This window comes from Pseudofrankia sp. DC12 (assembly GCF_000966285.1).
Lineage (GTDB): Bacteria > Actinomycetota > Actinomycetes > Frankiales > Frankiaceae > Pseudofrankia.
Genome location: NZ_KQ031391.1, coordinates 6,783,310 through 6,808,757 on the forward strand (window position 1 = coordinate 6,783,310; position 25,448 = coordinate 6,808,757).

A 25,448-nucleotide genomic window follows, 5' to 3' on the forward strand; every position below is an offset into this window, starting at 1 on the left:
TGCGGTTGCCCTGCCCACCCCGGCCACGCCGCGAACCCGCGGACAGGCGGACCTGGTGGTGGTGTACGCGGCGGCGCCCGCGATGTCCATCGCGCCACCCCCGCCGATGGTAACGATCATGCTGTCAGCGTCGGGTCGAAAGCGATCTTCACGGCGCCGAGGCGGCCGGCGGACAGCGCATGGTCCAACGCCTCCCGCCAGCGGCCCAGCGCGTAGACCGCCGACACGACTCCGTCCAGCGGCGCGGACGCGGCCAGCTCGAACGCCCGGCCGAAGTCCGACCGCGCGGCCCCGCCGCCGTCCAGGCCCGCCGCCGGCGGGCCACCCGCCGGCTCCAGGCTCGCCGCCGACGACGACGACGGCGACGGCGACGGCGCCGGCGCCGCGGCGGCGGGCTGGGCGGTCCGGCCCGACGAGGCGTAGGTGCCGACGAGCTCCAGCTCTCGGTACCACAGTGGGGTCAGGTCCACCGCGCCCGACGGCACCCCGGACAGCACGACCCGCCCACCGGCGCGGGTCACCCGCAGCGCCGTCGACAGCGACGACGACGACCCGGCGCAGTCCACCGTGATGTCGACCCCGCCCAGCAGGTAGGAACCGCCGAGCTCCGGGTCGGCCCGCAGCGCCCGGGTCGCCCGGCGCACCCCGCCGAGGGCATCAGAGGGGGCGAGCACCTCGTCGGCGCCGAACGCCTTCGCGAGCTCCACCTGCCGGCGGTGCTTCGCGACGACGGTGATGTGCCCAGCCTGGGTGTAGGCGCGCAGCGCCAGCAGCGTGAACAGGCCGACCGCGCCGGAGCCGATCACCAGCACCCGGCCACCCGGGGCGACCCGGGCGCGCCCGGCGGTGTGGACCGCCGTCGCGAGCGGCTCGACCAGCACGGCCCGCGCGTCCGGCAGGCTGTCCGGCACCGGGTGCAGCTGGCTGTGGTGGGCGACCATCGCCCGCGCCCAGCCGCCGCCGGTGTCCTTGCAGTAGCCGGTCTGCAGCCCCGGCGACACATGCCCGAGCGTCACCCGGTCACAGCGCGACGTGAGCCCCGCCGCGCAGTTCGCGCACAGCTCCAGGCCGCGGGCGGCGCAGCCGAGCACCGGGTCGAGGACGACCCGGCTGCCGGCCGACAGCGGTGTCCCGTCGGCCGCCGCCGCGTCGGACTGCAGCACCCCGACGATCTCGTGGCCCGGAGTGAACGGCATCGACACCAGCGGCGAGAAGTAGAACGACGACTGCCCGGTGACTGTCGCCAGGTCCGACCCGCAGATCCCGGCCAGCTGGGGGCGGACCGTCACCCAGCCCGCGCCGGGCAGCACCGGGTCGCCCCGGTCGACCAGCCGCAGCGGCGCAGCCGCGGTCGCGGCCGCGCCGGCCAGGGCCGGCACCCTGCTCGACAGCACCCGGGCCGCCGCGTATCGCGGCATCGATCGGTACAGCTCCAGCCCGCGGCTCACCGCGCACCTCCCGTGCCCGTGACCACGGCCGCTGTCGCCGCGCGAGTTGCAGCCGCTGTCGCCGCGAGCGTCTCGGCCGCGGCGGTGCGGGCCGTGTGGAACAGCCCCCGCTCCCGCAGCGACGGTGCCACCGCCCGCGGCTCGCCCGGCGTCGACGGCCACTCCTCGATCGCCCAGCCGGTCGCCTTCGCGAGGCGGAACAACGCCAGGTCCGGGTTGACCGCCACCGGGTTGCCGACCGCGCGCAGCATCGGGATGTCCGACTGCGAGTCGCCGTACGCCCACGACGCGGACAGGTCCGCGCCGACCCGGCCGGCGTAGTGGTCCAGGAACGCCGCCCGGGCGTCGCCGACCAGCGGCGACGCGGCGAGCTTCCCGGTGAACCGGCCGTCCGCGCCGACGGTCAGCCTGGACGCGACGACCTCGTCGAACAGTGGCGCCAGCGGCCGGACCAGGAAGTCGACCGACCCGGTCAGCAGCACCGTGCGGTGGCCGGCGTCGCGGTGCGCCCGCACCCGGCGGATCGCGGCCGGCTTGACCCGCCGCAGCAGGATGTCCCCCGCCACCTCGTCGATGATCCGCGCCAGCTCCACCGGGTCGGCGCCCTCATACCGGCCGTACACCGAGCGGATCAGATGCCCCCGGTCGGTGCGTTCGGCCCGCAGGTAGCTCGGCAGCCTCGCCGCCAGGCCGGCGAGCTCCCGCGCCCGCCCGGCCGGCGCCTCGTCGGCGAGCCGCAGCCACAGGTAGGACTCGATGACCGTCGAGGTGACCAGCGTGCCGTCCAGGTCGAAGACCGCGAGCGCCGCCGGGTTCGCCGCCAGGTGCACCCCGGCACGCTTCGCCGGCGCTGGGTCCCGTGGCCGGCGCAGAACCGCCGTGACCGCCGGGAAGTGGACCTCTTCGAGGTAGTGCGTCCAGTCGTAGCAGGCCGGGTCGAAGCCGAACAGTTCCTTGTCCGCCTCCGAGAGGGCGTCGTGCAGCGCCTTCGTCGCGTCGTCGACGTAGACAAGCTCGGCCTTCGTGTACGCCCGGTAGATGTCCGAGTAGCGGCGCAGGAACCCGACGCGGGCCTCGAACCGGTCGAAGCCGCCGGCCCACTGGCGGACCCGCTCCGACCGGGGCGCGTGCTCCAGCAGCCGGCCGGCGATCGACGCGGCCCGCTCGCCGTTGCGCAGCTTCGCCTCGGCGGCACGCGCCCCGGCGAACGGCCAGTCCGGCACCGCGATCTCCCCGCGGCCCCGCTTCGGCAGCGGGAAGGCGCGGAAGTACGCCCGGACGTGCTCGAACAGCTCGCGGAACAGCAGCGGGTTACGGAACCCCGAGCAGACCGTGTAGTAGGCCGGTGTCTCCGCGGCGGGAGTCTCCGCGGCCGCGGCGAGGATCGCGTTGACGACGAGGTCCACCGGGATGATGTCGACGACCGCGTCCGGTGAGGCGGGGAAGTCGGGGAACTCGCCGCGGCCGTACGCCAGGATCAGCGGCTCCGCCATCTTGAAGCCCTCGATCCAGCCCGGGAAGGGCCGCGCCAGCGCCGACTCGATGATCGACGGCCGGACGATCGTCAAAGGCAGGTCGCCGTGCAAGTCCTCCAGGAACCGCTCGCCGAGCGCCTTCGTGAACGTGTAGCAGTCCGTCCAGCCCAGCACCTGCGCCCGCTCGGCCCCGGCCCGCACCAGCCGGTCACGGACCCACTGGCGGCGGCGGTCCTCGGCGTCCCGGGACACCGACTGCGCGCCGGCCCGCAGATGCTTCGCCTGCGCCTCGGCGAGGAACGCCGCCGAGCGCTCCGGAGTGCGCGACGCGTCCTCGGCGGCCTGCCGGGCCCGCGCCGCCGACGCCTGCTCGGCGGCCCAGTCGACGTCGTGCGCCAGCCTGCCCTCGGCGATGTGCCCCGAGCGCAGGCCCGCCACGTAGGCCGTCGAGACGTGCACGATGTGCGGCGCCGCGCCGCCCGCCCGCGCCGCGCGCAGCAGTTCCTGCAGGCCGCCCAGGTTCGTCGCGAACCCCTCGTCGACCGGCGGGTCGAACGACACCTCACCCGCACAGTGGATCACCAGGTCGATATCGGACGGCAGGTCCGGCATCGACGCCAGGTCACCAGCGAGCACCTCGACCCGCGCCGCGAGCTGGTCCACCGCGCCGTCGCCGAGCGTCATGCGCAGCGCCGCGAACGCGGGCTTGCGCAACTGGCGGCGCAGCCGCGCCACTCCGTCCTGCCCGCCGCGGGGACGCACCAGCGCGACGACCCGGGTGTCCGGGAAGTCCGACAGCAGGCGCTCCAGCAGCGCCTCACCGACGAACCCCGTCACCCCGGTCAGGAATACGCGCCTGCCCGCGAGCCGCTCCCGCAGCCCCACCCGTCCACCTCCGCGACCACTACACCACCGACATCCGCTGGGCAACGGTAGGCGACGACCGGACACTTACATCGGTGTCCTGGCCGAATCGTTCGCGCGCGCGTACTGCCCAGGCCGGAGTATGACTGGTCAAACTACCGGCTCCGCCATCTGGCGCCCCCGGCGCCCGGCCGGTGCGACCCCGGTCAGGCGCGGTCCGGCGCCCAGGCACTGGCCGCCGGCGAGCCCAGCACCCGCAGTCTGTACTGTCGCCGCCCGGGCGTCCGGGAGGCCCGCCTCGCCCGGCGACGGCGTCGGCGCCCGCCCGGCCAGCTTTGTCCCGATGTGGGCCAGATCTCCCGGCCTCGGTGACGTCGGGCGCCGCCATCTCCCGGGTGCCCGGCCGCGGGGGTCCGGCTCGCCGGTCAGGCCGGGCGGGCAGCCGCCGCCGTCAGGGCGCGGGTCAGCCGGGTCGCGGCCCCGGCGAGGCCGAACCTCTCCGCCAGGGCGAGCACCTCGCCGGGGTGCGCGGGGGCGGCGGGCAGCCGGGTCGACAGCGCCGGCAGCGGGACGTCGGGGACCACCCGCACGACCGTCTCGGCCCGGTCCAGGTAGTCCCGGGCCGCCTCCAGCCGGCGCCGCGCGCCGGCCGGGAAGCCGTCGGTCTGCCCGGCGTCGAGCGCGGCGACAGCGGCGGTCAGCGACCCGAACCGGGTCAGCAGCGCCGCCGCCGTCTTCGCCCCGATGCCCGCCACCCCAGGCAGCCCGTCGGACGGGTCACCGCGCAGCGTCGCGAAGTCGCCGTAGGCCCGCCCGGGCACGCCGTAGCGGGCGCTGACCGCCGTCTCGTCGATGACCGCGAACTTCTCCACCGAGTACCGCACCCGGACCGGCACGTCGTCGCGGACCAGCTGGAACAGGTCCCGGTCACCGGTCAGGATCTCCACCGGCCCGGCCAGCGGCCCGCCGGCCGCGGCCGGCTCGTCGTGGTCGCGGGCCCCCCAGCCGGCGTCGTCGCCGCGCGGGAACCGGGTCGCCAGCGTGCCGATCACGTCGTCGGCCTCGAACCCGGCCGCCTCCACGCGGCAGATCCCGAACGCGTCCAGCATCGCGTCGATCACCGGCAGCTGCGGCGTCAGCTCGTCCGGGACCTCCTCGACCGCCACCGCGCCCCCGCCCGCGGGCTTCGCGCCAGCGGTCTCGGGTGGCGGCGCCGCCGAGACCGGGACGGACGGCGGTACCGCCGCCCGGTCGACCACGTCGGCGACCCGGTGGGCCTTGTACGACGCCACCAGCTCGACGCGGAACGCCGGCCGCCAGTCCCCGTCGAAGCAGCACACCAGGTGGGCCGGCCGCAGGTCGGCGATCTGGCGGGCAAGCACGTCCAGCAGGCCGCGCACGGCGTTCACCGGCATCCCGTCCGGCGCCGTCACCGACCTCGGCACCCCGTAGAACGCCCGGAAATACAGCGACGGCGTGTCCACCAGCATCAGCCCGCCGCCCGCCCCGGACCCTGCGACTACGGATCCTGCGACTACGGGCTCACTCGTTCCTGCGCTCACCCGCCCAGCCTGGCACGGCCCACCGGCAGTCCTGGCCGCCGGCCCGGGCCGCCAGCCGCGGTAGGGCTGACAACAACGGGCCGCAGGCCCCCAAAGCCGGCAGGAAGCGGCCACCGACACCCACGCCCAGGCCCACAGCCAGGCAACAGTGCCCCTTCGGGCGATACAGAGGCGGCTCTTCCCGCGCCGGTCGGGCATAGCGACCGGCGCGACGGTCAGTACCGCGCACAACTGCGCCGATCACCCCGGAACCGATCGGTGATCGGGCCATAATCTCCGGGCTGTGCTCGAAGATCTCGACCGGCAGATTGTCCGGCTGCTATGCGCCGACGGGCGGATGAGCTTCACCGACCTCGCCCGCGCTACCGGCCTGTCCGTCTCCGCGGTCCACCAGAGGGTCCGCCGGCTCGAGCAACGCGGGGTGATCACCTCCTACAGCGCCCAGGTCGACCCGACGAAGGTCGGCCTGCCGCTGACCGCCTTCATCTCGATCAAACCGATCGACCCGTCGCAGCCCGACGACGCGCCCGACCGGCTCGCCCACCTCGACGCGATCGAGGCCTGCCACTCGGTCGCCGGCGAGGAGTCCTACCTGCTGAAGGCACGCGTCGCCGAACCGGCCGACCTGGAGACGCTGCTGCAGCAGGTCCGCGCCGCCGCGAACGTCTCCACCCGCACCCTCGTCGTCCTGTCCACCCCCTACGAGGGCCGCTCCCCGGCCCTGTGACAGCCCCCCGGCAGTGCCCCGCCAGGTCGCGTGGTCGGGCAGCCGGGAACTCGATGTACATGCCGATGCAGAAGCTCTGCCTGGTGAGCTTCCAGCCAGCCGCGGTGCGGGTGAAGCGGACGTTGGCGCCGACGCCGCCGAACAGGCCAGGCTTGCCCGGGTAGAAGATCTACACCTGGCTGCCGGCCTCGGTGGGGCTGAGGAAGACGACGTCACCGACGCTGTCAAGCCGGACCGTGGCCCCGGTCCTCGGGTCTTCGGACAGGTACTTCGTCACGGCCTGCCGGGCCCGCCCGGCGGGGTCGTCCACGGCGTCGAGCATCCGCAGCCCACCCGACCCTGCGAACGCGGCATCTTCCCCAGCACGATGCCGTCGGCGATCCGGTGCGCCACGGCGACGTCGGGCGGCTTCGGCCCGGCAAGGTCCACGGTCAGGATCACGCCCGTCGCGTCCGCGCGGACAAGGCCGTCGCGCTGGACCAGCCGGTCGGCGGCGTCGGCACCGTCCGCCGGGACGTCCACGGTCCACTCGCCGTCGACGAGCAGCGGCACCTCGTTGACCCGGACTCGCAGCCGCCGCCACCGGCTCGTCGCGCCGTTGACCAGCGTCCGGCGCAGGTACGCCTCCTCGCGGCCCCCTCAATCCGGCGCCAGTGCAGGTACATGCGTTCGAACGCGCCCTGGACGAGATCCTCGGCGGACGCCCAGTCGCCGCCGGTCAGCAGGACCGCGCTCAGTAGCTGGCGTTTCGCCGTCCGGGCCATGAACTCCTCGAACGCCCGTTCGCCATCCGCACGCACACCCGCCTCCTCACCTCGTAAACCCGCCGCACCCGTGCTCAGTCCAGACGCGCCAGTTCCGGCGCACGATGTACTGACGGCCAATCCGGATCCAGGCCACACCACCGCCGCTGAGGCCGCCGGCCGGCTGGCCAGCCCGTTCGGCAGACTCGCAGCGGTGAGCAGCCACGCGCACCGCGTCCCGCGCCCAGACCACCCGGCTCGGGCCGGTCGCGACCGGGCCCGCGTCGTCCTCTACCGCGGCGGCCACATCCACAGCCCGGCCGTCCCGGGCGCCACCGCGCTGCTCACCGCCGGCCCGCGCATCGCCTGGCTCGGCGCCGACACCGACGCCCCCGGCGGCGCCGACGAGGTCGTCGAGCTCGCCGGTGCCCTCGTCGCCCCCGCGTTCGTCGACGCCCACGTGCACGCCACCGCGACCGGACTCACGCTCGGCGGCCTCGACCTCGCCGCCGCCGCAACCCTGACCGCCGCGCTCGACGCGGTCCGCGCCGCCGCCCGGGCCACCGCCGGCACGACCCTGCTGGGCACCGGCTGGGACGAGACCCGCTGGCCCCAGCGGCGCCCGCCGACGTCCGCCGAGCTCGACCGCGCCGCCCCCGGCCGGCTGGTCTACCTCGCCCGCGTCGACGGCCACACCGCCGTCGTCTCCGGCCCCCTCGCCACCGCGTCCGGTGCCCCCGGCCGGGACGGCTGGCTCGGCGGCGGCCTCGTCCGCGACAACGCCCACCACGCCGCCCGCGTCCACGCCTACGACACGATCACCCCCGGCCAGCGGGAGGACGCCTGGCGGCGGCTGCGGTCAACCGCCGCCGGGCTCGGGATCGTCGCGCTACACGAGATGGCCGGCCCCGAGGTGTCCTCCGCCGACGACCTCGCCGCCCTGCTCGCGCACGCCGCCGCCGAGCCCGGGCCGACGATCGCCGGGTACTGGGCCGGTGACCCGGCCGACCTCGCCGACCTCGCCGACCTCGACCCCGACGGCACGCGGTCGGTCGGCGTCGGCGGGGACCTGTTCGTTGACGGCTCCCTCGGCTCCCACACTGCCGCGCTGCGCGCCCCCTACGCCGACCGGCCCGGCCACCGGCCCGCGGCGATGCTCGACGCCACCGCCGTACGCGACGTCGTGCTCGCCGCGGTCGCGACAGGCCGGCAGCCCGGCTTCCACGCGATCGGCGACGCCGCCGTCGACACCGTCATCGCCGGCCTGGCCGACGCCGCCGACACCGCCAGCCTCGAACGGCTCGTCGCCGCACGCCCCCGGATCGAGCACTGCGAGCTCGTCCACCTCGACCAGCTCGCCACGCTCGCCCGTTTCGGCGCCGTCGCCGTCGTCCAGCCCGCGTTCGACGCCTTCTGGGGCGGCCGGCATGGCATGTACGCCCAACGCCTCGGTCCAGACCGAAGCGAAGCGATGAACCCGTTCGCGGCCCTGGCCGCCGCAGGCGTCGGCCTGGCCCTGTCCTCCGACGCCCCCGTCACCCCGCTCGCCCCCTGGGATGCCATCCGCGCCGCCACCGGCCACCACACCCCCGCCGCCCGCCTTGGCCTCGCGGCCGCCTTCGACGCGGCCACCCGCGGCGGCTGGCACGCCGCCCGCGCCGCCACCGACGGCACCCTCGCCGCCCACCAGCCGGCGACCTTCGCCGTGTGGCGCCTGCCCGCCGGCCTCACCGGACAACCGACGAACGCCCCGCTGCCCGACCTCACCGGCCCCGGCCCGGCCTGCGTGCGCACCGTCCTCGCGGGCACGGTCCTGCACGAGACCCCCACCACCCCATAGCCGCCCCCACCGGCCTGTTGGCTGAAGGTGGGGGAAAGGGCCGTCATCCCGAGGCCGTCGCGACAGGAACCGGCGCGACCCGCGCCTACCGCGACAGCCGGCTACGTAGTGCGACCTGGCCGCTTCGCCTACCAGCCGCGTGGCCGTAATGAAGACCACCCCGTGTGCAGGTGCCGCCGCGCCGCAGGCACATTCGCCCCCCGCCGTGAAGGGGCCGGGCGGACAGGACGGACACTCCGGCACACCGCCGGCCCCGGCTCTAGCAAACTGGGACCGTGACACCGCCGTCCCCAGCCCCCGCGCCCACCGGCCCCACCCCCGCCGTCGCGGCGCCCGGCGCCCCGCCCACCCCCGGCGGCCCGGCGGACGGCCCGGACCCCGCAGTCCCAGCCCCCGCCCACCGCCGCCGGCCGCGGCCACCCCGGCCCGCCGCCACGCTGCGCGCCGCGGCTGCCATCGGCAGCGGGCTCCTGCTCTGCCTCGCGTTCCCACCCGCCGGCGCCTGGCCACTCGCCCCCGTCGCCGTCACCGGCCTCACCCTGCTCGTCCGCGGCCGGCGCCTACGCACCGCCTACGGCCTCGCCCTCCTCTTCGGCCTCGGGTTCTTCCTACCGCTGCTGCGGTTCGTCGACTACGTCGGCCTCGACGCCCTGATCGCCCTCGCCGTCGGCGAAGCCGCCATCCTCGCGGTCGTCGGCCCCGCGACAACCCTCGCGCTGCGCCTGAAGTCCTGGTACTCGTGGGCCGCCGTCGCCTGCGTCTGGATCGGCCAGGAAGCCCTGCGCGGCCGCGCCCCGTTCGGCGGCTTCCCCTGGGGCAGGCTCGCGTTCAGCCAGCCCCACACCCCGTACACGCCGCTGGCCGCGGTCGCCGGCGCCCCGACCCTCACCTTCGCCGTCGCCGCCACCGGCGCCCTGCTGGCCCTGACGCTCACCACCCTGGCCGCCGCCGGCCGCGGCGCGCTCAACCGCCACCTCGGCGTCCCCGGCGCCGTCCCGGCCGACCAGCCCACACCCGCCGCCCGGCCCACCGGCCGCCCGCTCGCCCTCGGCGCCCTCCTGCCCGCCGTCGGCATCCTCGCCCTCGCCGCCGCCGGCCTCGCCGTCCCCCTGCCCACCGGCGCCCAGGACGGCACCCTGCAGGTCGCCGCGATCCAGGGCGGCGTCCACGCACCCGGCGGCTACGACGCCCTCGGCCAACGCCTCCAGGTCACCAGCAACCATGTCGACGAGACCCTCAAGCTCGCCGCCCAGGTCGGCGCCGGCAACGTCGCCGCCCCCGGCCTCGTCGTCTGGCCCGAGAACTCCTCCGACGTCGACCCCTTCGTCAACCCCGACGCCGCGAGCCTCCTCGACGAGGCCGCCCAAGCCGTCGGCGCCGACGTCCTCGTCGGCGCCGTCCTCGACGGCCCGGGCCGCGGCCACGTCCGCAACGCCGGCCTCCTGTGGACCCCCGGCGGCTTCAGCGGCCACCTGTACGTCAAGCACCGGCCCGTACCGTTCGCCGAGTACCTCCCCGGCCGGCCGGTCCTCCAGAAACTGATCAAACGGTTCGCCGACGAGATGCCCAACGACTTCGTCCACGGCACCGGCCCCGCCGTCCTGCCCGCCGGCCACACCGTCATCGGCGACGTCATCTGCTTCGAGGTCGCCTACGACGGCAACGTCCGCGCCTCCGTCGACCAGGGCGCTCGGCTCCTCGTCGTCCAGACGAACAACGCCTCCTTCGGCCGCAAGGGCGAAAGCCAGCAACAACTGGCCATGACCCGGATCCGCGCCGTCGAGCACGGCCGCGCCACGATCCAGGTCTCCACCAGCGGCCAGAGCGCGATCATCAGCCCCGACGGCACGGTCCTCGCACAGACCGGGCTCTACCAGCCCGGCATACTCTCCGCCGCACTTCCACTACGTACCGCCCGCACCCTCGCCGACCGGGTCGGCGCGATCCCGGAGGCGGTCGCGACCGCCCTCGGAGCGGCGGCCATTATTGCTGGGATCGCCACCGGGCGCCGGCGCCCACGGCCCGCTACCTCCACCACCGGCCCGCGGCACACCGGCCCTGACCACGACGGCACCCCACGGGAGGCCTCCTGGGCGCAGCACGACGCGCCCGGGGCACTGGCCGACCCGTGGACAGGCCACCGGCCCGACGGCCGCGGACAGGAAAGGAACGGCGTGGACGCCCACCGGGTAGTTGTCTGCGTGCCGACGTACAACGAACGGGAGAACCTCGCCCGTACGGCACAAAGGCTCCGCGAGGCCAACCCCACCGTCGACCTGCTCGTCATCGACGACAACAGCCCCGACGGCACCGGCCAGATCGCCGACGAGCTAGCCCGCGAGGACCCCCAGATCCACGTCCTGAACCGCGCCGGCAAGTCCGGCCTCGGCTCCGCCTACATCGCCGGCTTCTCCTGGGCGCTGCGCCACGGCTACGACGTCGTCGTCGAGATGGACGCCGACGGCTCCCACCAGCCCGAGGAGCTGCCCCGGCTGCTCGCCCGGCTCGCCACCGCCGACCTGGTCATCGGCTCCCGCTGGGTCCCCGGCGGCAAGGTCCGCAACTGGCCGCGCCGCCGCCTCGTACTGTCCCGCGGCGCGAACCTGTACGTCCGTGCCGCCCTCGGCATCCCGCTGCGCGACGCCACCGCCGGCTACCGCGCCTACCACGCCGACGTACTGCGCGCCCGCGACCTGAACCAGATCCAGTCCCAGGGCTACTGCTTCCAGGTCGACCTCGCCTGGACCGCCTGGCGCCAGGGCTTCGAGGTCGCCGAGGTGCCCATCACCTTCGTCGAACGCGAACGCGGCGCCTCCAAGATGAGCCGGTCCATCATCATCGAGGCCTTCTGGCGCACCGCCCTGTGGGCCGTCGCCTCCGGCCGCCGCGGACCGGGAACCATCCGCCCCACGCCGTCACCATCGGTGAAGGTACCGTCGCCCACCCCGGAGCCCGCGCTCGCGACTCCCGCGACCCAGGTGACCAAGGCCACGCCAGGCGGCGGCTCGCCACTGCCCACAACGGCCGCCAACGGCACCAGCCCCAACGGAGCCACCACCATCGATGCCCCCGTCCAGCAGAGCGCCACGGGCGACAGCTGACGCCACTACCGGCCTGGCCGGCCTCCGTGCCACCACAGGCATGCCCGCGATCACGGCCCTCCCGGTCGGCCGCACCACGGCCGCCGGGAGGGACTACTTCCACAGCCGTCGGGGCCAGGAATCCACACGAAAAGGGAGCGTGGCCGCCGCCACGCTCCCTTTTCGTACTTTCCACCCAGCAGCCCGCCCCCAAGCAGCGAACCGCCGAGACTCAACTAGCCTGACGGTCCTCGCCACGCAGCACGGCCAGCCGCTCCGCCAGAACCTCTTCTAGGTCCGCGGTCGTCCGGCGCTCCATCAACATGTCCCAGTGCGTACGCGGCGGCTTCGCCTTCTTCGGCTCCGGCCGCTCCCCGTCCACGATCACCGAGGCCTCACCACACACCCGGCACTCCCAGACCGAGGGGACCTCAGCCTCAGCCGCGAATGGCATGGTGAACTGGTGACCGTTCGGACAGTCGTACGACGCGGTCTGCCGCGGCGCAAGCTCCGTGCTGCGGTCGGTCTCGTAGGACACCGCGCCGAGACGGCTGCCCCGCAGAACGCGTTCGCCCATAGAAACCCCTCCGAGCGTTGTCGAATACCCGTGTCTCAGCAGTTTGAACGACCCGGCCAGTCGAGACGTTCCCACAACGGAAGGGTCGGTAACGAGACCGTGGCCATACCGCGTGTCCAGCCGATGTCAGTCGTCGCCCAGCGTGTCGGCACCCGGCCCTATCTGGGCCTGTTCGCCCTGGCCCGATGCGGCCTCGGCGTCGCCGCCCTCGCACACCCCGTCACCGCCCTGCGCGCCACCGGCGTCGACCGCGTCACCGCCGAACGCACCGCCTGGACCGCCCGCCTCCTCGGCGGCCGCGACCTCGCCCTCGGCGCCGGCCTCCTGCACGCCGTCGGCCGCCGCCAGCCCACCAGCAGCTGGGTCTGGGCCGGCCTGATCGCCGACGCCATCGACGCGACCGTCCTCGCCACCGCCACCGCCCGGCGCGACCTCTCCCCAGCCGCCGGAACCCTCGCTGCCCTCCTCGGCGCCGCGGCCGCGGCGGCCGCGCTCCCCGTCCTCTCCGACCCCGCCACACCCGGCGCCGCCCCAGACGACGCCACCCCCATCGTGCCCTGACAGCCCCACCCAGCCGGCCAGGCCATCACCCAGCCGGCCCGCGGGAATGCCACCCGCACCCCGACCGCTACACCCCATGCGCCGGGCGGCCGACATCGGCTTCGACCCCAGCCCGCCGCTTCCCAGCCCTGGGCGGCGCCCCGGCCACCATCCACCCCGCCGAACGGAGGAACACCATGAGCGACCACCTCGACCCCGCGGCCCCGGCGACCGCCCGGACGGCAGAGCCGGCCACGGCCGACAAGGTGACCCGCACCGACGCCGAATGGCGCTCCGTCCTCGACCCGGCCCGCTACCAGATCCTGCGCCAGGCCGCGACCGAGCGGCCCTTCACCGGTGCCTACACCTACAGCAAGGAGACGGGCACCTACCAGTGCGGCGCCTGCGGCAGCCCGCTGTTCTCCTCCGACACCAAGTACGACTCCGGCTCCGGCTGGCCCAGCTTCTACGAGCCCATCACCCCGGACGCCGTCCGGTTCGTCGATGACAGCTCCCACGGCATGGTCCGCACCGAGGTCCGCTGCGGCCGCTGCGACTCCCACCTCGGCCACGTCTTCCCCGACGGTCCCCAGCCCACCGGGCAGCGCTACTGCATGAACAGCCTCGCGCTCGACCTCAGCCCCAACACGGACGGCTGAGACCCTTCCGGCCCGCTGCCCCAGGGCCGGAAGGAGGGGCACCAGCGCACCAACCGCCCGGGAGCCGCAGCGTTGGCGACGGCGCGTCAGCAGCGGGCCGGCGGCCGGGCAGATCACCCAGCACCTGGCGGCGTGCGTCCTACGCCATGGTCGCGGCGTCGCCCGTCCCCGCGACCACGGCGTAGGACGGACCCCCGGGAGCCGGGGCGCCAAGGCCCCGTCGAGCAGCAACGCACCTCACCCGCGGGCGGCGGAGATCCCGCGCCGCCCGCCTCGTCCGCCGCCTCGCCGGGACCCCAGCCCGGGCCTCGCGGCGACGGCCGCTGTGGCTCGCGCACCGGTATCCACAGCCGGCACCCCAGCCCCGCCACCAGCGACTACGGTGACCCACCGGAGGACCACGGCACACCACCGACAGCCAGACAGCCGACGGGCAGCCGCAGCCGAACCGCTGCCGGCCCGCCGGCGCCACCTGGGGGCGTTCCCGCCGACAGCAGGAGACGCCATGACCACGACCCGCGACCCTGGCCCCCGGCCGCACCCTCGACCGACGACGACCTTTCCCAGCCCCGACCGGTACCCGGCTGGCCGCGCCGCCCGCCCCGCGCAACTCGTCGACCCCGAGCGGCTCCTCGACGAGCTGTGCGACCAGTTCGAGGCCCGGTTCGAGGCGCTCGTCGACGAGGCCATCGCCACCCACGGCTGGGCGCTGCAGGCCGTCCCCGCCTGCCACGGCCGGCCGCGACTCGCCCACACCGTCGGTCTCACGGCGTACGACCGGCACCCCGAGCTGGTCATCACGGGACTGCGGCCCCACGTAGCCGCGCGGATCCTGAACGTCCTGTGCGACCACGTCCGTGACGGCCAACGCCTCGGCAGCCGCCAGCAGTGCCCCGACTTCCCCGGCTGGCCACGCCTCGCGCTGCTCGACGTCGACCCCGACAACAGCGCGGGACTCCTCGTCGCCGCGAACCGCCGCTACCAGCCAACCGACGGCCCGCCCGTCGAGGCACTCCAGGTCGTCTGGTGCGACCCCGCGGGCCACCTGCCCTGGGAGCCCGGCTGGGTCCTGCCACACGACGCCCAGCCGGTCCTGCACTACCCGCTCGATCCCTTCACCGACCTCGACGAGGACGAGCTGGACCTGGGCGAGGACACCGGACCAGACGAGCCGGGGCCTGGCGCCGCGGACCGCCTCCGGTCCCGCGCTCTCAGCCGGGAGGACGACGCCCCGCGACCCGCCGGGGCCGGCTGATCCGTCCCGCCGCAGTCTGGTTGGGACGGGCGGGGGCTGGCGCCGCGGCCGTCGCGAGTCGGGCGGCGCCAGCCTCTTGGCCCCTGCTTGTTGGTTGTCATGAGCCCCGTAGGGGCCTTTTGGGGGAAATTCCCAACAAGATCAATAGCGGAGCTGGGCGCACGTCAACGGCGTTGACTATCTTGTGGGCCATGAGGTGGCCGTGTCGGGCGGTGGCCTCAGGAGCGAGACCAGCGGCGAGGACCGCTTCCGGCGGGCGGCGGGCGGCACGGAGCTCGTCCGGCACAGAGCCAGACTGTCGGTGCCGTGTGGCAGATTTCGGGCCATGCCAGAGCGTCCGCCCGTGCCGGCCGAGATCGTCAGTCGCCTTGGCGCACTGCTGGGCCGCTTCCCCGACTGTCACGAGGAGGAGGCGTGGGCGGGCGTGCGCTGGCGGGTCGGCGCGGCGACGGTCGCGCACGTGTTCGGCGGCGAGGACCAGCTGTTCAGGATCACCTTCCGCGCCGAGCCGTCCGAGCTGATGGCGTTCGAGCGGCTCCGCCCCCCCGCCTTCCAGGGGGGCGGGGGGGGGGGCGTGCGGGCGGCTCGGCCCGCCGTACTTCAGGGCGGGCTGGGGGGAGAACGTCGTCGGCCTGGTCCAGGCCGACGACACAGACTGGGACGAGCTCGCCGAGCTGCTGACCGATTCGTACTGCCTACAGGCCCCGCCGCGGCTCGCCGAGCAGGTGCCCCGGCCAGACCAGGTGCCCTGAGGGGCGATCCCACGGCGGCCACGCGATCCACGACGTCCACGCCTCGTCCCGGAAGATCGGCGTCCCGATTGTTACCGTGCCGGCGAACGGGTTCCGCACGAAGGGCTCTCAGGCGACGGGGACGCGCAGACAACCAGGGAACGGATACAACGATGAGGCTTCTGGACGGACGGGCGATGGCCGCCGAGATCGGCCGGCATGTCCTGGACGAGGTGGCCGTACTCGCCGAGGCGGGTGTCACGCCAACCCTGGCCGTGGTGCTGCCGGGCGACGACCGGGCCGCGCTGTCCTTCGCCCGGGTGATCGAGCAGACCGCCGGGCGGGTCGGGGTCGCCTGTCAGCGCCACCAGCTGTCCGGCAAACCCGACGAGCTGACGGACACCCTCGGCCGGCTGGCCGCCGACCCTGCCGTCCACGGGATCCTCGCGCAGACGCCCCTTCCGGCCGGGATGACGGCGGACGAGGTCGGCGCGCGCATCCCGGCGGCGAAGGACGTCGACGGGATGAACCCCACCAGCCTCGGCCGGCTGGCGCTGGGCCTGCCGGCGTTCGCCCCGGCGACCGCCGAGGCCGTGGTCGAGATCCTGCGTCGTGGCGACGTCCCGATGGCCGGCGCGCGGGCCTGCGTGATCGGCCGCAGCCCGGTGGTCGGGAAGCCGGTGGCGCTGCTGCTGCTGGCCGAGGACGCCACCGTGACCATCTGCCACTCGCGCACACGGGACCTGGCGACGGTCGCGCATGAGGCCGACATCGTGATCGCCGCCGTAGGCCGGCCGAGGCTGGTCGGCGCCGGGTTCGTGCGTCCGGGAGCGGCCGTCATCGACGTCGGCACCAACGTCACCGACGGCGGACTGGCCGGCGACGTCGACGCGGACGCGATCGCGGACGTCGCCGGCGCCCTCACCCCGGTGCCCGGCGGCGTCGGGCCGGTCACGACCATGCTGCTGCTACGCAACACCATCCAGGCCGCCCACCGCGCCCGCTGAGGGTCGCAGCACCTCGCCCGCCCGCGACGGCCGCCAGCGGGCGGGCGAGACGGCGGTCAGTCGGGCTGCGCCGTCTGGACGGGCAAAGGTGGGGGGGCCACCTCGCCGGCGTGGTCACCGGTCTCGACGGGCACCGCCGTGTCCGCGACGCGAATCCGGTTGCGGCCGGCGGCCTTCGCCCGGTAGAGCGCCGCGTCGGCCGCCTCGAGCGCCTCGGCCAGGCCGGCGGAGTGCTCGCAGACCGCCGCGCCGACAGACACGGTGACGCTGACCGCGTCGCCGTCGAGCGCCGTCAGGTCCAGCGGGCAGCGGGCCGCCGCCACCTGCCGCCGAATCCGCTCGGCGATCTCCGCGGCCGTCACCAGGTCGACCTCGGCGAGCAGGACGACGAACTCCTCGCCACCGAACCGGCCGACCAAATCCCACGGCCGGGTCGCCGCCCGCAGCGCCTCGGCGACCGCGACCAGCACGGTGTCGCCGAACAGGTGGCCATGCCGGTCGTTGACCTGTTTGAAGTGGTCGATGTCGACGAGCAGCACCGAAAGCGGCCGGCCGGCGCGACGCGCGCGGATCAGCTCGGCGTCGGCGACCTGTCGCCACCAGGTGACGTTGGCGAGACCTGTCTTGGGATCCGTGCGCGCGGCGGCGAGCAGCTCGTCGGGCGGCAGGCTCCGGGCCAGCAGCAGCGCCGGCGGGGCGGCGGCCAGCATGAGCAGCGGGTTCGTCGCCCACAGCGCCGCCACCGCGACGGCGCCGCACAGCTCGGTGACGCCCAGCGCCGCACCGGCCGACGGGAGAACTCCCCCGGGCGCCGTCGTCCGCGCCCGTTCGCCACGCGGCCACCAGTGCCAGGCCGAGCCAGGCAGCAGCAGGGCGCGGGCCAGCGCGAACCCGGCCGCGGCCGCGGCGAGGCCGGCCAGCCGAGCGGGCGAGCCGGTCAGGTCGAGCGCGCTGTAGGAGCCGTGTGGCGGAACGACGTAGCCATGCAGCCAGCTGGCCGCCGCGCCGGCCGCGCCGAGGGCGAGCGCGTCCTGCACCCGACGGCGGGCCGGCAGACGCAGCGGGCCGCCCAGCCACTGGCACGGCTCCCCCGCGCCGCGGTCGGGACCGGGCGGCGCCGGGAACTGGCCCCATCGGGCCCACCAGCCCGCCCGCAGCAGGCTCAGCGGCAGGTGCACGACCAGCGGGTAGATCGGGGGCAGTAGCAAGGCGACCGGCAGCGTCCAGACGACGACCAGGCCATGGTCGCGGGCACCGCTCCCGCCGGGCGGGCGGGCGGTCAGCAGCGCGAGCGCCGCGAAGGTGAGCAGCGTCGCGAAGGTCGCCGCGTCCGACAGGCGAAAGGTCAGCCCGGCCAGCCCGCCCGCCGCCAGCGCCAGCCACAGCGCGCCCAGGCCCGCAAGGCGCCAGCCGGGCTGGGAGGCACGCGGCGGCGGCGACCCCGGAGCCGGGCCGGGCGCTGTCGTGGTGAGGGCGATCCCGAGCTGCGCGGGCGGGCCGGGCGGCGCCGGCGCAGCTCGGGCGGGCAACCGTCGGGCCGAGGCGCCGACGATGGCGCTGGCCGGCGGACGAGCCGGGCCAGGATGCTGCCAGGCCGCCGCGGGGCGGGCGGGCTCGGGGCCGGCCGGGATCGCCGGGAGCCCGACGGCTGGCGTGTCGACGACCCACCCGCAGTCCGCCGCCAGCGGTACCACGGCCCGGCCGGCGCCGGTGGGCCGCCAGGGTAAGCCGAACCAGCGGCCCGGCCGTCCGGCCATGGCCCGGGGAGCCAGCAGACGCGGCGCGGCCGGCCGCCACCAGGCGCGCGCGGCGGCTCCCAGCGGCGCGCCGGTGGGGCAGCTGTCGCCAAGCCCGCCAGAAGGACGCAGGCCGACGGGGTCGCCGCCGCCGGCGGCTCGCGGCGCACCGCCCACGCCGGGCCGGGCCGGGCCGGGAGCCTCACTGCCGTCGCGAGAGGACGGACCGTCGGTCGCTGTGGCCACGGGGCATCGGCCTTCCTCGTCCAGATCCAGGGCGGGATATCGCCGGTTCATCGCCCCCCTGGGGGTTGTGCTACTCCCTGTGCTCTGCTGAGAACAAAGAGTACGAAGCATGGGCCGGTATCGGCAACCACTTCACAGAAGCCGGAAATCTGTTGCCTTAGGTAGCGACCCGCTGGAGAATGTTTACGCACAGCGATCATCTGGACACCAGATACAAGCGCTGACCTGCGCGAACAAGCCACTCCCCTACCAGCCTCCAACGGCACCCATCCCCCGCCGCGGCGACCCTAGGAACACAGTGGTCTTCACCAGCAGATCACAGCCCATCCACGGCTGTCCACCCGGCGCCCAGCCCTCCACCAAGATCACGATACGCCGCGCGGAGGCCATCAACACTGTTGACTATCTTGTTGGGTGTCGGGCCGATCCCCGACAGGTCCCTCAGCGTGACGCCGTGGCGACGGCCTCGACCATCGCCGAGGTGAGCGTGGCGACGTCCGCCGTACCGGTGATGAAGGGGGGCATCGTGTAGACGAGGCGCCCGAAGGGGCGGACCCAGACGCCCAGCTCTACGAGCCGGGGCTGGATGACGGCCATGTCGACCGGTTCGCGGGTCTCGATGACGCCGACGGCTCCCAGCGTGCGCACGTCGGCGACGCACGGCAGCGCGGCGGCGGGAGCGAGACCGGCGGCGAGCTCGGCCTCGATCCGTCGGACGGTCTCGCGCCACGGCGAGCCGAGCAGCACCTCGAGGTTCGCGGTGGCGATCGCTGCCGCCAGCGGGTTGGCCATGAACGTCGGGCCGTGCATGAACGCCCCCGCCTCCGAGGCGCAGACCCCGTCGGCGACCTCGTCGGTGCACAGCGTCGCCGCCATGGTCAGGTAGCCGCCGGTCAGCGCCTTGCCGACGCACATGATGTCCGGGCTGACACCCGCGTGGTCGCAGCCGAACAGCTCGCCGGTCCGGCCGAACCCGGTGGCGATCTCGTCGGCGATCAGGAGCACGCCGTGCTCGTCGCACAGCTCACGGACCCGGGTCAGGAAGCCCGGGTGGTAGCCCCGCATCGCGCCCGCGCCCTGCAGCACGGGCTCGAGGATGACGGCGGCCGTCTCGTCGGCGTGGGCGGCGAGCAGCGCGGCGAACGGCGCGACGTGCGCGTCGGTGCAGGGCTCGTCGAACGCGCAGGCCGGCGCCGGCGCGAACAGGTGGCGCGAGAGCAGGCCGGCGAACAGGTGGTGCATGCCGCCGTCCGGGTCGCAGACGGCCATCGCGCCGGAGGTGTCGCCGTGGTAGCCGCGCCGCACGGTCAGCAGCCGGGTGCGCCGGGGCCGGCCCCGGCCGAGCCAGTACTGCAGCGCCATCTTGATCGCGACCTCGACGGAGACCGACCCCGAGTCACACAGGAACACCTTCGACAGCGGCGCCGGGGTGATCGCGACCAGCGTCTCGGCAAGCCGGACCGCTGGCTCGTGGGTGAGCCCGCCGAACATGACGTGCGCCATCGTGTCGAGCTGCGCGTGCGCCGCGGCGTCGAGCACCGGGTGGCGGTAGCCGTGGATCGCGGCCCACCACGACGACATCCCGTCGATCAGCTCGCGCCCGTCGGTCAGCTGGAGACGCACCCCGGACGCCGACGCGACCGCGAACAGCGGGCCGCCCGCGGCGGCTCCGGCGGTCGCGTACGGGTGCCAGACGACCGCCCGGTCCCGCGCCACCAGCCGCGCCGCTGCACCGCCACGCGGGTCGGGGCCACCGCGATCCGGGTCACTCACCGTCGGGGTGTTCAGCAGCTCCACCTGCCCCACTCTGCCCGATCCCCGTGCATGACCTGTGGGCCAGGCCGGGCCGGCGGCCGGGGCTGGGCCGCCACCGTCGCGGGGGTGCCGGGGGCCTACGCGGCCTGGGTGTCGCCGCGGCGCAGCAGCGCGAGAACCATCACGACCAGGGCCGCGACGACCACGATGAACACCAGTCCGGCGGTCCGCAGCGCGGTCAGCTCGGCCAGCACACCGATGCCGACCACGGGCACCGAGATGGCGACATAGGCCACCACGAAGAACGCCGACGACGTCTCGCCGCGCGCCGCCGGCGGCGCGGCCGTCAGCAGCGCGCCGAGCCCCGCGGCGAAGCTGAGCCCCTGGCCGGCCCCGGTCACCACCCCGCCGATGACCAGCAGCGGCAGCGAGGCGAACACCAGCGCGAGCGCGACGGCGGCGAGCCCGACGAGCAGCGTGCCGCAGCCGAGCCACAGCCCGGCCGCCGGCCCGGTCCGGCGGGCCAGCACCTGGCCGGCCGCCGACGCGGCGAACACCGCGGCCACCACCAGCCCGGTGACCAGCGGGTCATGCTGGTGGAGCACCTGCCCGAGGAACGCCGGGGACACCGCGGTGAACATGCCGAGCACCGCGAAACCGGCGAACCCCGCGAGCGCGGCCCGCACGAAGACCACCCGCGCCGCGGCCGGCACCCGCGGCCGGGAGACCAGCCGGCCGCCGCCGGCCCGGTTCGCGGCCCGGGCCGCCGGCGACACCGTCTCCGGCAGCAGCAACACGGCCAGCGCGGCCGGCACCAGCAGCGCCAGGTCGACGACGAACGTCCACCGCAGCGGGTCCGGGCCGAACTGGGCGACCAGGCCCGCGATCACCGGGCCGCAGCCCAGACCGCCCATGTTCGCCACCGTCGCGAGCAACGCGGCGCGCCCGGCCCGGCCCGGCCGCGCGAGGTCGACGATCGCGGCCGTCGCGGTGCCGGTGAACATGCCGGCGGACAGGCCGGACAGCAGCCGCCCGACGAGCAGCGCCGGCAGGCCACCCGCGAGCAGGAACACCACGGCGCTCGCCGCGGACACGGCCAGTCCCGGCAGCAGGGTGGCTCGCCGGCCGATCCGGTCCGACAGCCGGCCGAACAGCAGCAGCGCCGCGATCACCCCGACCGCGTACGTCGCGAAGATCACCGTGACCATCAGCTGGGAGAAGCCGAACTCGGCCCGGTAATGGGGGTACAGCGGCGTGGGCAGCGTCGTGCCGGCCATGGTCACGACGAACGCGTACGCGGCCGCCGCCAGCGCGGCCCCGCCGCGCAGCACACCCCGGCCCGCGGGGGCGGGCACCCCGCCGGGTGCCGGGGTCACGGGTGGGCCGGCCGGCGACGGCGAGTCACAGGGCGCACGGGAGTGACAATGCCCCCGCCGGCGTCGCGGCTTCCCGCCGGGCACGTGACGGGGACCACCGTCGCGATCGGCCGGCCGATCGCCCCGGTCACCGCTCCTGTCCGCTCGCCGCCCACGTCAGCCAGGCCGGACGTCACGCTCGGCCGGCGCTCCCCCGCCCGGCCTGCGGCCCTCCGGCCCGCGCGGGCCGGAGGGCCGCAGGCCGGCGACCGTAGTTCCCGACGGCGGGGACCGTTGGGGCGACGGACCCGCGGGCGCCCGCGTCAGCCGGGTTCGGCAGGATGGCGGGCGTGGTCATCCCCATCCACGACATCAATCCGCTGAAACGCCGGCCGGTCATGACCTGGCTGCTCATCGCGGTGAACGTCCTCGTGTTCGTGCTGTTCACCCCGGTGTCGACGGCTGTGATGGGCCTGCACCGCGGCACCAGCCCGAACGTCTGCGAACAGCGGCGCTTCTTCGAGGAATGGGGGGCCATCCCGAAGGAGCTGATGGCCGACAAGCAGCTGCCGGTCGCCGACACCGGGAGGATCGGGCTCAACCCGGACGGCACGACCGGCTGCGAGGTGAGCTCACCGCCGCCGTTCCACAAGAACCCGGTGCTGTCCGTGCTGACCTCGATGTTCCTGCACGGAAGCTGGGTGCACCTGCTTGGCAACATGCTCTTCCTGGGCGTCTTCGGGAACAACGTCGAGGACCGGATGGGCCGGCTGCGCTTTCTGTTCTTCTACGTCGCCTGCGGGTTCGTCGCCGCCTATGGCTTCTCGTTCGCCCAGCCGGACTCGCGCAACACCCTGATCGGCGCGTCGGGCGCAATCGCCGGCGTTCTCGGCGCCTACCTGGTGGTATTCCCGCGGGCCCGGGTCATCGGCGTCGTGCCGATCCTTTTCTTCATCCCGTTCTGGCTGCCGGCCTGGCTGGTGCTGGGGTTCTGGTTCGTCCTGCAGTATCTGTACTTCGCCGGCATCGGGGTGTCCTCCGGCGGCGCGGTCGCCTACGGGGCACACGTCGTCGGGTTCGTGTTCGGCGCCCTGGTGGCGCTGCCGTTCGTCCGCAGGCTGCGCGCCGCCGGCCCGGACCCGCGCCGGCATGCGCCACGCAGCCGCTGGGTCCGCGGCACCCGTTGGGGTCCGGACCGCTAGGATTCGGGGCCTTAAGGGCACCGAACCGTCGGGCGCTGAGCGCCCGCCCTGCGCCTGTCGGCGGTGGACGCGGAGATCGTTCGCGGTCTGGAGCAGTGGCCAGGATCTTGGCCGGGTTGGCGGCGCCGGCCGCGGGTGCGGTAGGGGCCCGGTTCCCGCCCGGATGGCGGCGCTGGCGCGGGGCGGGGTGCTGTGAGGCGGGTCGCCGGTAATCCGGTGGATCCGGGACAGCAGGTCAGGCAGGGTAAGACCGGCCATGGCCTCTGTCTACCGGCGGGCGCTCACGACCCAGGGCTCCGCGCGCTTCGTCCTCGCCGCGTTCGTCGGCCGGATCCCGATCTCGATGCTCGGCATCGGAACCGTCCTCTACATCCAGGAGGCGACCGGCTCCTACGGTGTCGGCGGCACCGTCGTGACCGCGGCGACCCTCGGCGAGGCGCTCAGCGCCGCCCGGATCGGCCGGGCGCTGGACAGGTTCGGTCAGGCGAGGGTCCTCGTGCTGTGCCTGCTCGGCCATCTCGTCGGGCTGCTCGGCCTGCTGGTGACCGTCAGCGCCGGGGCGCCCCGGCCGCTCTGGTACCTCTTCGCCGTGATCATGGGAGGGGTGTTCCCGCCGACCGGCAGCTGCTCCAGGGCCAGGTGGAGCGCCTGCCTGACGGACGGCGACCTGCTCGGCGCGGCGTTCTCGCTGGAGGCCGCCGTCGACGAGGTCATCTTCATCACCGGCCCGGTGCTGGCGACCGTGCTCGCGACCGCGGTCGCGCCGGGGGCCGGCCTGATCGCCGCCGGTGTCCTGCTGACGGTCGGGACGCTGGCCCTGGCGGCCCAGCGCGGGACCGACCCGGGGCCGCGGCCCGACGCCGGCGCCGTCGAGCGGCCCCGGGTGTTCCGCGACCCGGCGCTGCGCGCGCTGCTGCTGGTGCTGGTGGCGGTCGGCGTGTCGTTCGGCGCGACCGACGTCACGACCGTCGCGTTCGGCCGCCAGCACGGGCTCGGCGCGTTCTCCGGCGTACTGCTCGCACTGTTCGCCCTCGGTTCGGCGACCAGCGGGCTGTTCTGGGGCGCGCGGCCCGCCGGCGACGCGTTCGCGCGCCGGTTCCTGGTCGCCTGCGGGTGTATGGCGTTCGCGCTGTGGCTGCCGTGGGCCGCGCCGAACGTGCCGCTGCTGATCCCGCTGGTGGTGCTCACCGGGGCGACGGTCGCGCCCTCGATGGCCGGCGCGAACACGGTCATGGAGCGGCTGGTGCCCGCCGCCGCTCGCACGGAGGGCTTCGCCTGGCTGCAGGTGGCGCTCGTCGCCGGCATCTCGGCCGGGGCGCCGCTGGCCGGCGCGACGATCGACCGGTTCGGCGCCCGGTCCGGCTGGGCGGTGGCGGCCGGCGCGGGCGTCCTGGTCGGCCTGGCGGCGCTCGGCGGGCAGCGGGCCGTGCTCGGCGCCCGGGTGGGGCCGGAAGGTCCCGCCGGCCCGGCGACGCCGGGCGCGGTCGCGGTCGGCCGGTCCGAAATGTCCGGTAGGCCCGCCTAGACGCGCCCGGACGACGTGTCCCTCAATGGGCTGCCGAGCGTCGACACAACACCATCGGGCGGACGCCAGCCCACCGGAAGAACACCGGAAAGGCGCTGACCCACGGCGCAGCGCGACAGTCGCGGTCCTGGTGCGCACAAACAGCGTCAAACTGACGCCTGATAGCCGCGCGAACAGGGCAGATGTCGCCCAGCGAGTTCATCCAATCACTCGGGACGAATTACCGTTCCTTCCGGCCCTAGCGCGCCGCAGTCGGATCGCTTTGATCATCGGACAACTCTGGGACCCGGAACGGCCGCGTTATACTCTCGTTGCATCAGGTGACATTCGGACAGTCTTCAACGACTGCGGGTCTGGCGGGGTCAACGGTGTCAGAGGTATCAGCGGACATTCCCGCGGCGGGGAACGCCCGGACGACCGCGGGCATGTCGCCTGGTCTCGCGGCTTCGCCGTCGGTGGCGGCCGGCCAGCCCGCGCCGCCCCCCGGCCGCACGATCCGCATTTTCCTGCTCGACGACCACGAGGTCGTTCGCCGCGGGCTGCGTGACCTCCTTTCCGAGGAGCCCGACATCGAGATCGTCGGGGAGGCCGGCCGAGCCGACGAGGCGCTTGAGCGGATCATGACGCTGCGCCCGGACGTCGCCGTGCTGGACGCCCGGCTGCAGGCCGGCAGCGGCATCGAGGTCTGCCGCCAGGTCCGCTCGAACGACTCCGGCATCGCCTGCCTGATCCTCACCTCGTTCGACGACGAGGACGCGCTGTTCACCGCGATCATGGCCGGGGCCGCCGGCTACGTGCTCAAGCAGATCCGTGGTGCCGCCCTCGTGGACGCCGTCCGCCGGGTCGCCGCCGGCCAGTCCCTGCTCGACCCGGAGGTCACCCCGCGGGTGCTCTTCCGCTTGCGGCAGGGCCCGGCCGAGGACGAGCGGCTCGCCGGGCTCACCGACCAGGAGCGGCGCATCCTCGCGCTGATCGCCGAGGGCCTCACCAACCGGCAGATCGCGAACCGGATGTACCTGGCCGAGAAGACCGTCAAGAACTACGTCTCCAGCATGCTGTCGAAGCTGGGTCTGGAAAGCCGGACACAGGCGGCGGTCTTCGCCACGAAGCTCGGTACCTGA

General features: G+C 74.9%; 19 protein-coding genes. 10 read left to right on the forward strand and 9 right to left on the reverse strand.

Translation table 11 applies throughout. The features are described 5' to 3' along the window. Window positions 1-116: 116 nt before the first annotated feature. The 3 genes from FRADC12_RS27525 to FRADC12_RS27535 form a co-directional block, all read right to left on the reverse strand. Window positions 117-1,448, reverse strand: coding sequence for a zinc-dependent alcohol dehydrogenase (locus tag FRADC12_RS27525; protein ID WP_045878786.1), 1,332 nt, complete (start codon window positions 1,446-1,448; stop codon window positions 117-119). After that, a complete protein-coding gene (locus tag FRADC12_RS27530; protein WP_045878787.1) occupies window positions 1,445-3,808 on the reverse strand; it encodes an HAD-IB family hydrolase in 2,364 nt (787 codons plus the stop codon). The genes FRADC12_RS27525 and FRADC12_RS27530 overlap by 4 nt, the downstream gene beginning before the upstream one ends. Window positions 3,809-4,212: 404 nt before the next feature. Further along, a complete protein-coding gene (locus FRADC12_RS27535) occupies window positions 4,213-5,277 on the reverse strand; it encodes a 5'-3' exonuclease (protein ID WP_045878788.1) in 1,065 nt (354 codons plus the stop codon). A gap of 355 nt (window positions 5,278-5,632) precedes the next feature. On the opposite strand from FRADC12_RS27535, the gene FRADC12_RS27540 reads away from it, so the two are divergent. Next, complete coding sequence (locus FRADC12_RS27540) at window positions 5,633-6,076, forward strand: Lrp/AsnC family transcriptional regulator (RefSeq protein ID WP_045878789.1); 444 nt, start codon at window positions 5,633-5,635, stop codon at window positions 6,074-6,076. Window positions 6,077-6,245: 169 nt separating this feature from the next. Here the strand turns inward: FRADC12_RS27540 and FRADC12_RS31865 are convergent, their stop codons facing one another. Then, window positions 6,246-6,386, reverse strand: a complete 141-nt coding sequence (locus FRADC12_RS31865) for a hypothetical protein (RefSeq protein ID WP_157489086.1) — start codon at window positions 6,384-6,386, stop codon at window positions 6,246-6,248. Beyond that, window positions 6,350-6,628 (reverse strand): hypothetical protein, encoded by a 279-nt coding sequence (locus tag FRADC12_RS35290; protein WP_045878790.1) that lies wholly within the window; start codon window positions 6,626-6,628, stop codon window positions 6,350-6,352. Before FRADC12_RS35290 ends, FRADC12_RS31865 begins: the two co-directional genes overlap by 37 nt. 405 nt (window positions 6,629-7,033) lie before the next feature. Between FRADC12_RS35290 and FRADC12_RS27550 the strand changes: the two genes are divergently transcribed. Together FRADC12_RS27550 and lnt are read left to right on the forward strand one after the other, a co-directional pair. Then, complete coding sequence (locus FRADC12_RS27550; RefSeq protein WP_084011233.1) at window positions 7,034-8,659, forward strand: amidohydrolase; 1,626 nt, start codon at window positions 7,034-7,036, stop codon at window positions 8,657-8,659. Window positions 8,660-8,934: 275 nt separating this feature from the next. Beyond that, the gene (gene lnt / locus FRADC12_RS27555; protein WP_045878791.1) at window positions 8,935-11,760 is read left to right on the forward strand and encodes an apolipoprotein N-acyltransferase; all 2,826 of its coding nucleotides are present in this window, start codon (window positions 8,935-8,937) and stop codon (window positions 11,758-11,760) included. Between the two features lie 211 nt (window positions 11,761-11,971). Here the strand turns inward: lnt and FRADC12_RS27560 are convergent, their stop codons facing one another. Further along, a complete protein-coding gene (locus FRADC12_RS27560; RefSeq protein ID WP_013424776.1) occupies window positions 11,972-12,316 on the reverse strand; it encodes an RNA polymerase-binding protein RbpA in 345 nt (114 codons plus the stop codon). A gap of 99 nt (window positions 12,317-12,415) precedes the next feature. On the opposite strand from FRADC12_RS27560, the gene FRADC12_RS27565 reads away from it, so the two are divergent. The 4 genes from FRADC12_RS27565 (at window position 12,416) to FRADC12_RS27580 (ending at window position 16,508) form a co-directional block, all read left to right on the forward strand. Further along, entirely contained in the window at window positions 12,416-12,877 is a 462-nt protein-coding gene (locus FRADC12_RS27565; RefSeq protein WP_349305918.1) for a hypothetical protein, read from the forward strand. 176 nt (window positions 12,878-13,053) lie between these two features. After that, window positions 13,054-13,515 carry a peptide-methionine (R)-S-oxide reductase MsrB gene (gene msrB, locus FRADC12_RS27570; protein ID WP_045878793.1) on the forward strand — a complete coding sequence of 154 codons (462 nt, stop codon included), beginning with the start codon at window positions 13,054-13,056 and terminating at the stop codon, window positions 13,513-13,515. A gap of 505 nt (window positions 13,516-14,020) precedes the next feature. Continuing rightward, window positions 14,021-14,770: a DUF4262 domain-containing protein gene (locus FRADC12_RS27575; protein ID WP_045878794.1), complete on the forward strand. Its 750-nt coding sequence runs from the start codon at window positions 14,021-14,023 to the stop codon at window positions 14,768-14,770. A gap of 904 nt (window positions 14,771-15,674) precedes the next feature. Further along, complete coding sequence (locus FRADC12_RS27580) at window positions 15,675-16,508, forward strand: bifunctional 5,10-methylenetetrahydrofolate dehydrogenase/5,10-methenyltetrahydrofolate cyclohydrolase (protein ID WP_045878795.1); 834 nt, start codon at window positions 15,675-15,677, stop codon at window positions 16,506-16,508. 56 nt (window positions 16,509-16,564) lie between these two features. On the opposite strand, the gene FRADC12_RS27585 is transcribed toward FRADC12_RS27580, so the two are convergent. From FRADC12_RS27585 to FRADC12_RS27595, 3 genes are all read right to left on the reverse strand, one after another. After that, window positions 16,565-18,490: a GGDEF domain-containing protein gene (locus FRADC12_RS27585; protein WP_232304084.1), complete on the reverse strand. Its 1,926-nt coding sequence runs from the start codon at window positions 18,488-18,490 to the stop codon at window positions 16,565-16,567. 441 nt (window positions 18,491-18,931) lie between these two features. Beyond that, the gene (gene bioA, locus FRADC12_RS27590) at window positions 18,932-20,263 is read right to left on the reverse strand and encodes an adenosylmethionine--8-amino-7-oxononanoate transaminase (protein ID WP_045880341.1); all 1,332 of its coding nucleotides are present in this window, start codon (window positions 20,261-20,263) and stop codon (window positions 18,932-18,934) included. 119 nt (window positions 20,264-20,382) lie between these two features. Next, window positions 20,383-21,621: an MFS transporter gene (locus FRADC12_RS27595; protein ID WP_045878796.1), complete on the reverse strand. Its 1,239-nt coding sequence runs from the start codon at window positions 21,619-21,621 to the stop codon at window positions 20,383-20,385. A 329-nt stretch (window positions 21,622-21,950) separates the two neighbouring features. On the opposite strand from FRADC12_RS27595, the gene FRADC12_RS27600 reads away from it, so the two are divergent. From FRADC12_RS27600 to FRADC12_RS27610, 3 genes are all read left to right on the forward strand, one after another. After that, complete coding sequence (locus FRADC12_RS27600) at window positions 21,951-22,802, forward strand: rhomboid family intramembrane serine protease (protein WP_045878797.1); 852 nt, start codon at window positions 21,951-21,953, stop codon at window positions 22,800-22,802. A 256-nt stretch (window positions 22,803-23,058) separates the two neighbouring features. Next, window positions 23,059-24,327: an MFS transporter gene (locus tag FRADC12_RS27605; RefSeq protein ID WP_045878798.1), complete on the forward strand. Its 1,269-nt coding sequence runs from the start codon at window positions 23,059-23,061 to the stop codon at window positions 24,325-24,327. A 425-nt stretch (window positions 24,328-24,752) separates the two neighbouring features. Next, window positions 24,753-25,448: a response regulator transcription factor gene (locus tag FRADC12_RS27610; protein WP_084011234.1), complete on the forward strand. Its 696-nt coding sequence runs from the start codon at window positions 24,753-24,755 to the stop codon at window positions 25,446-25,448.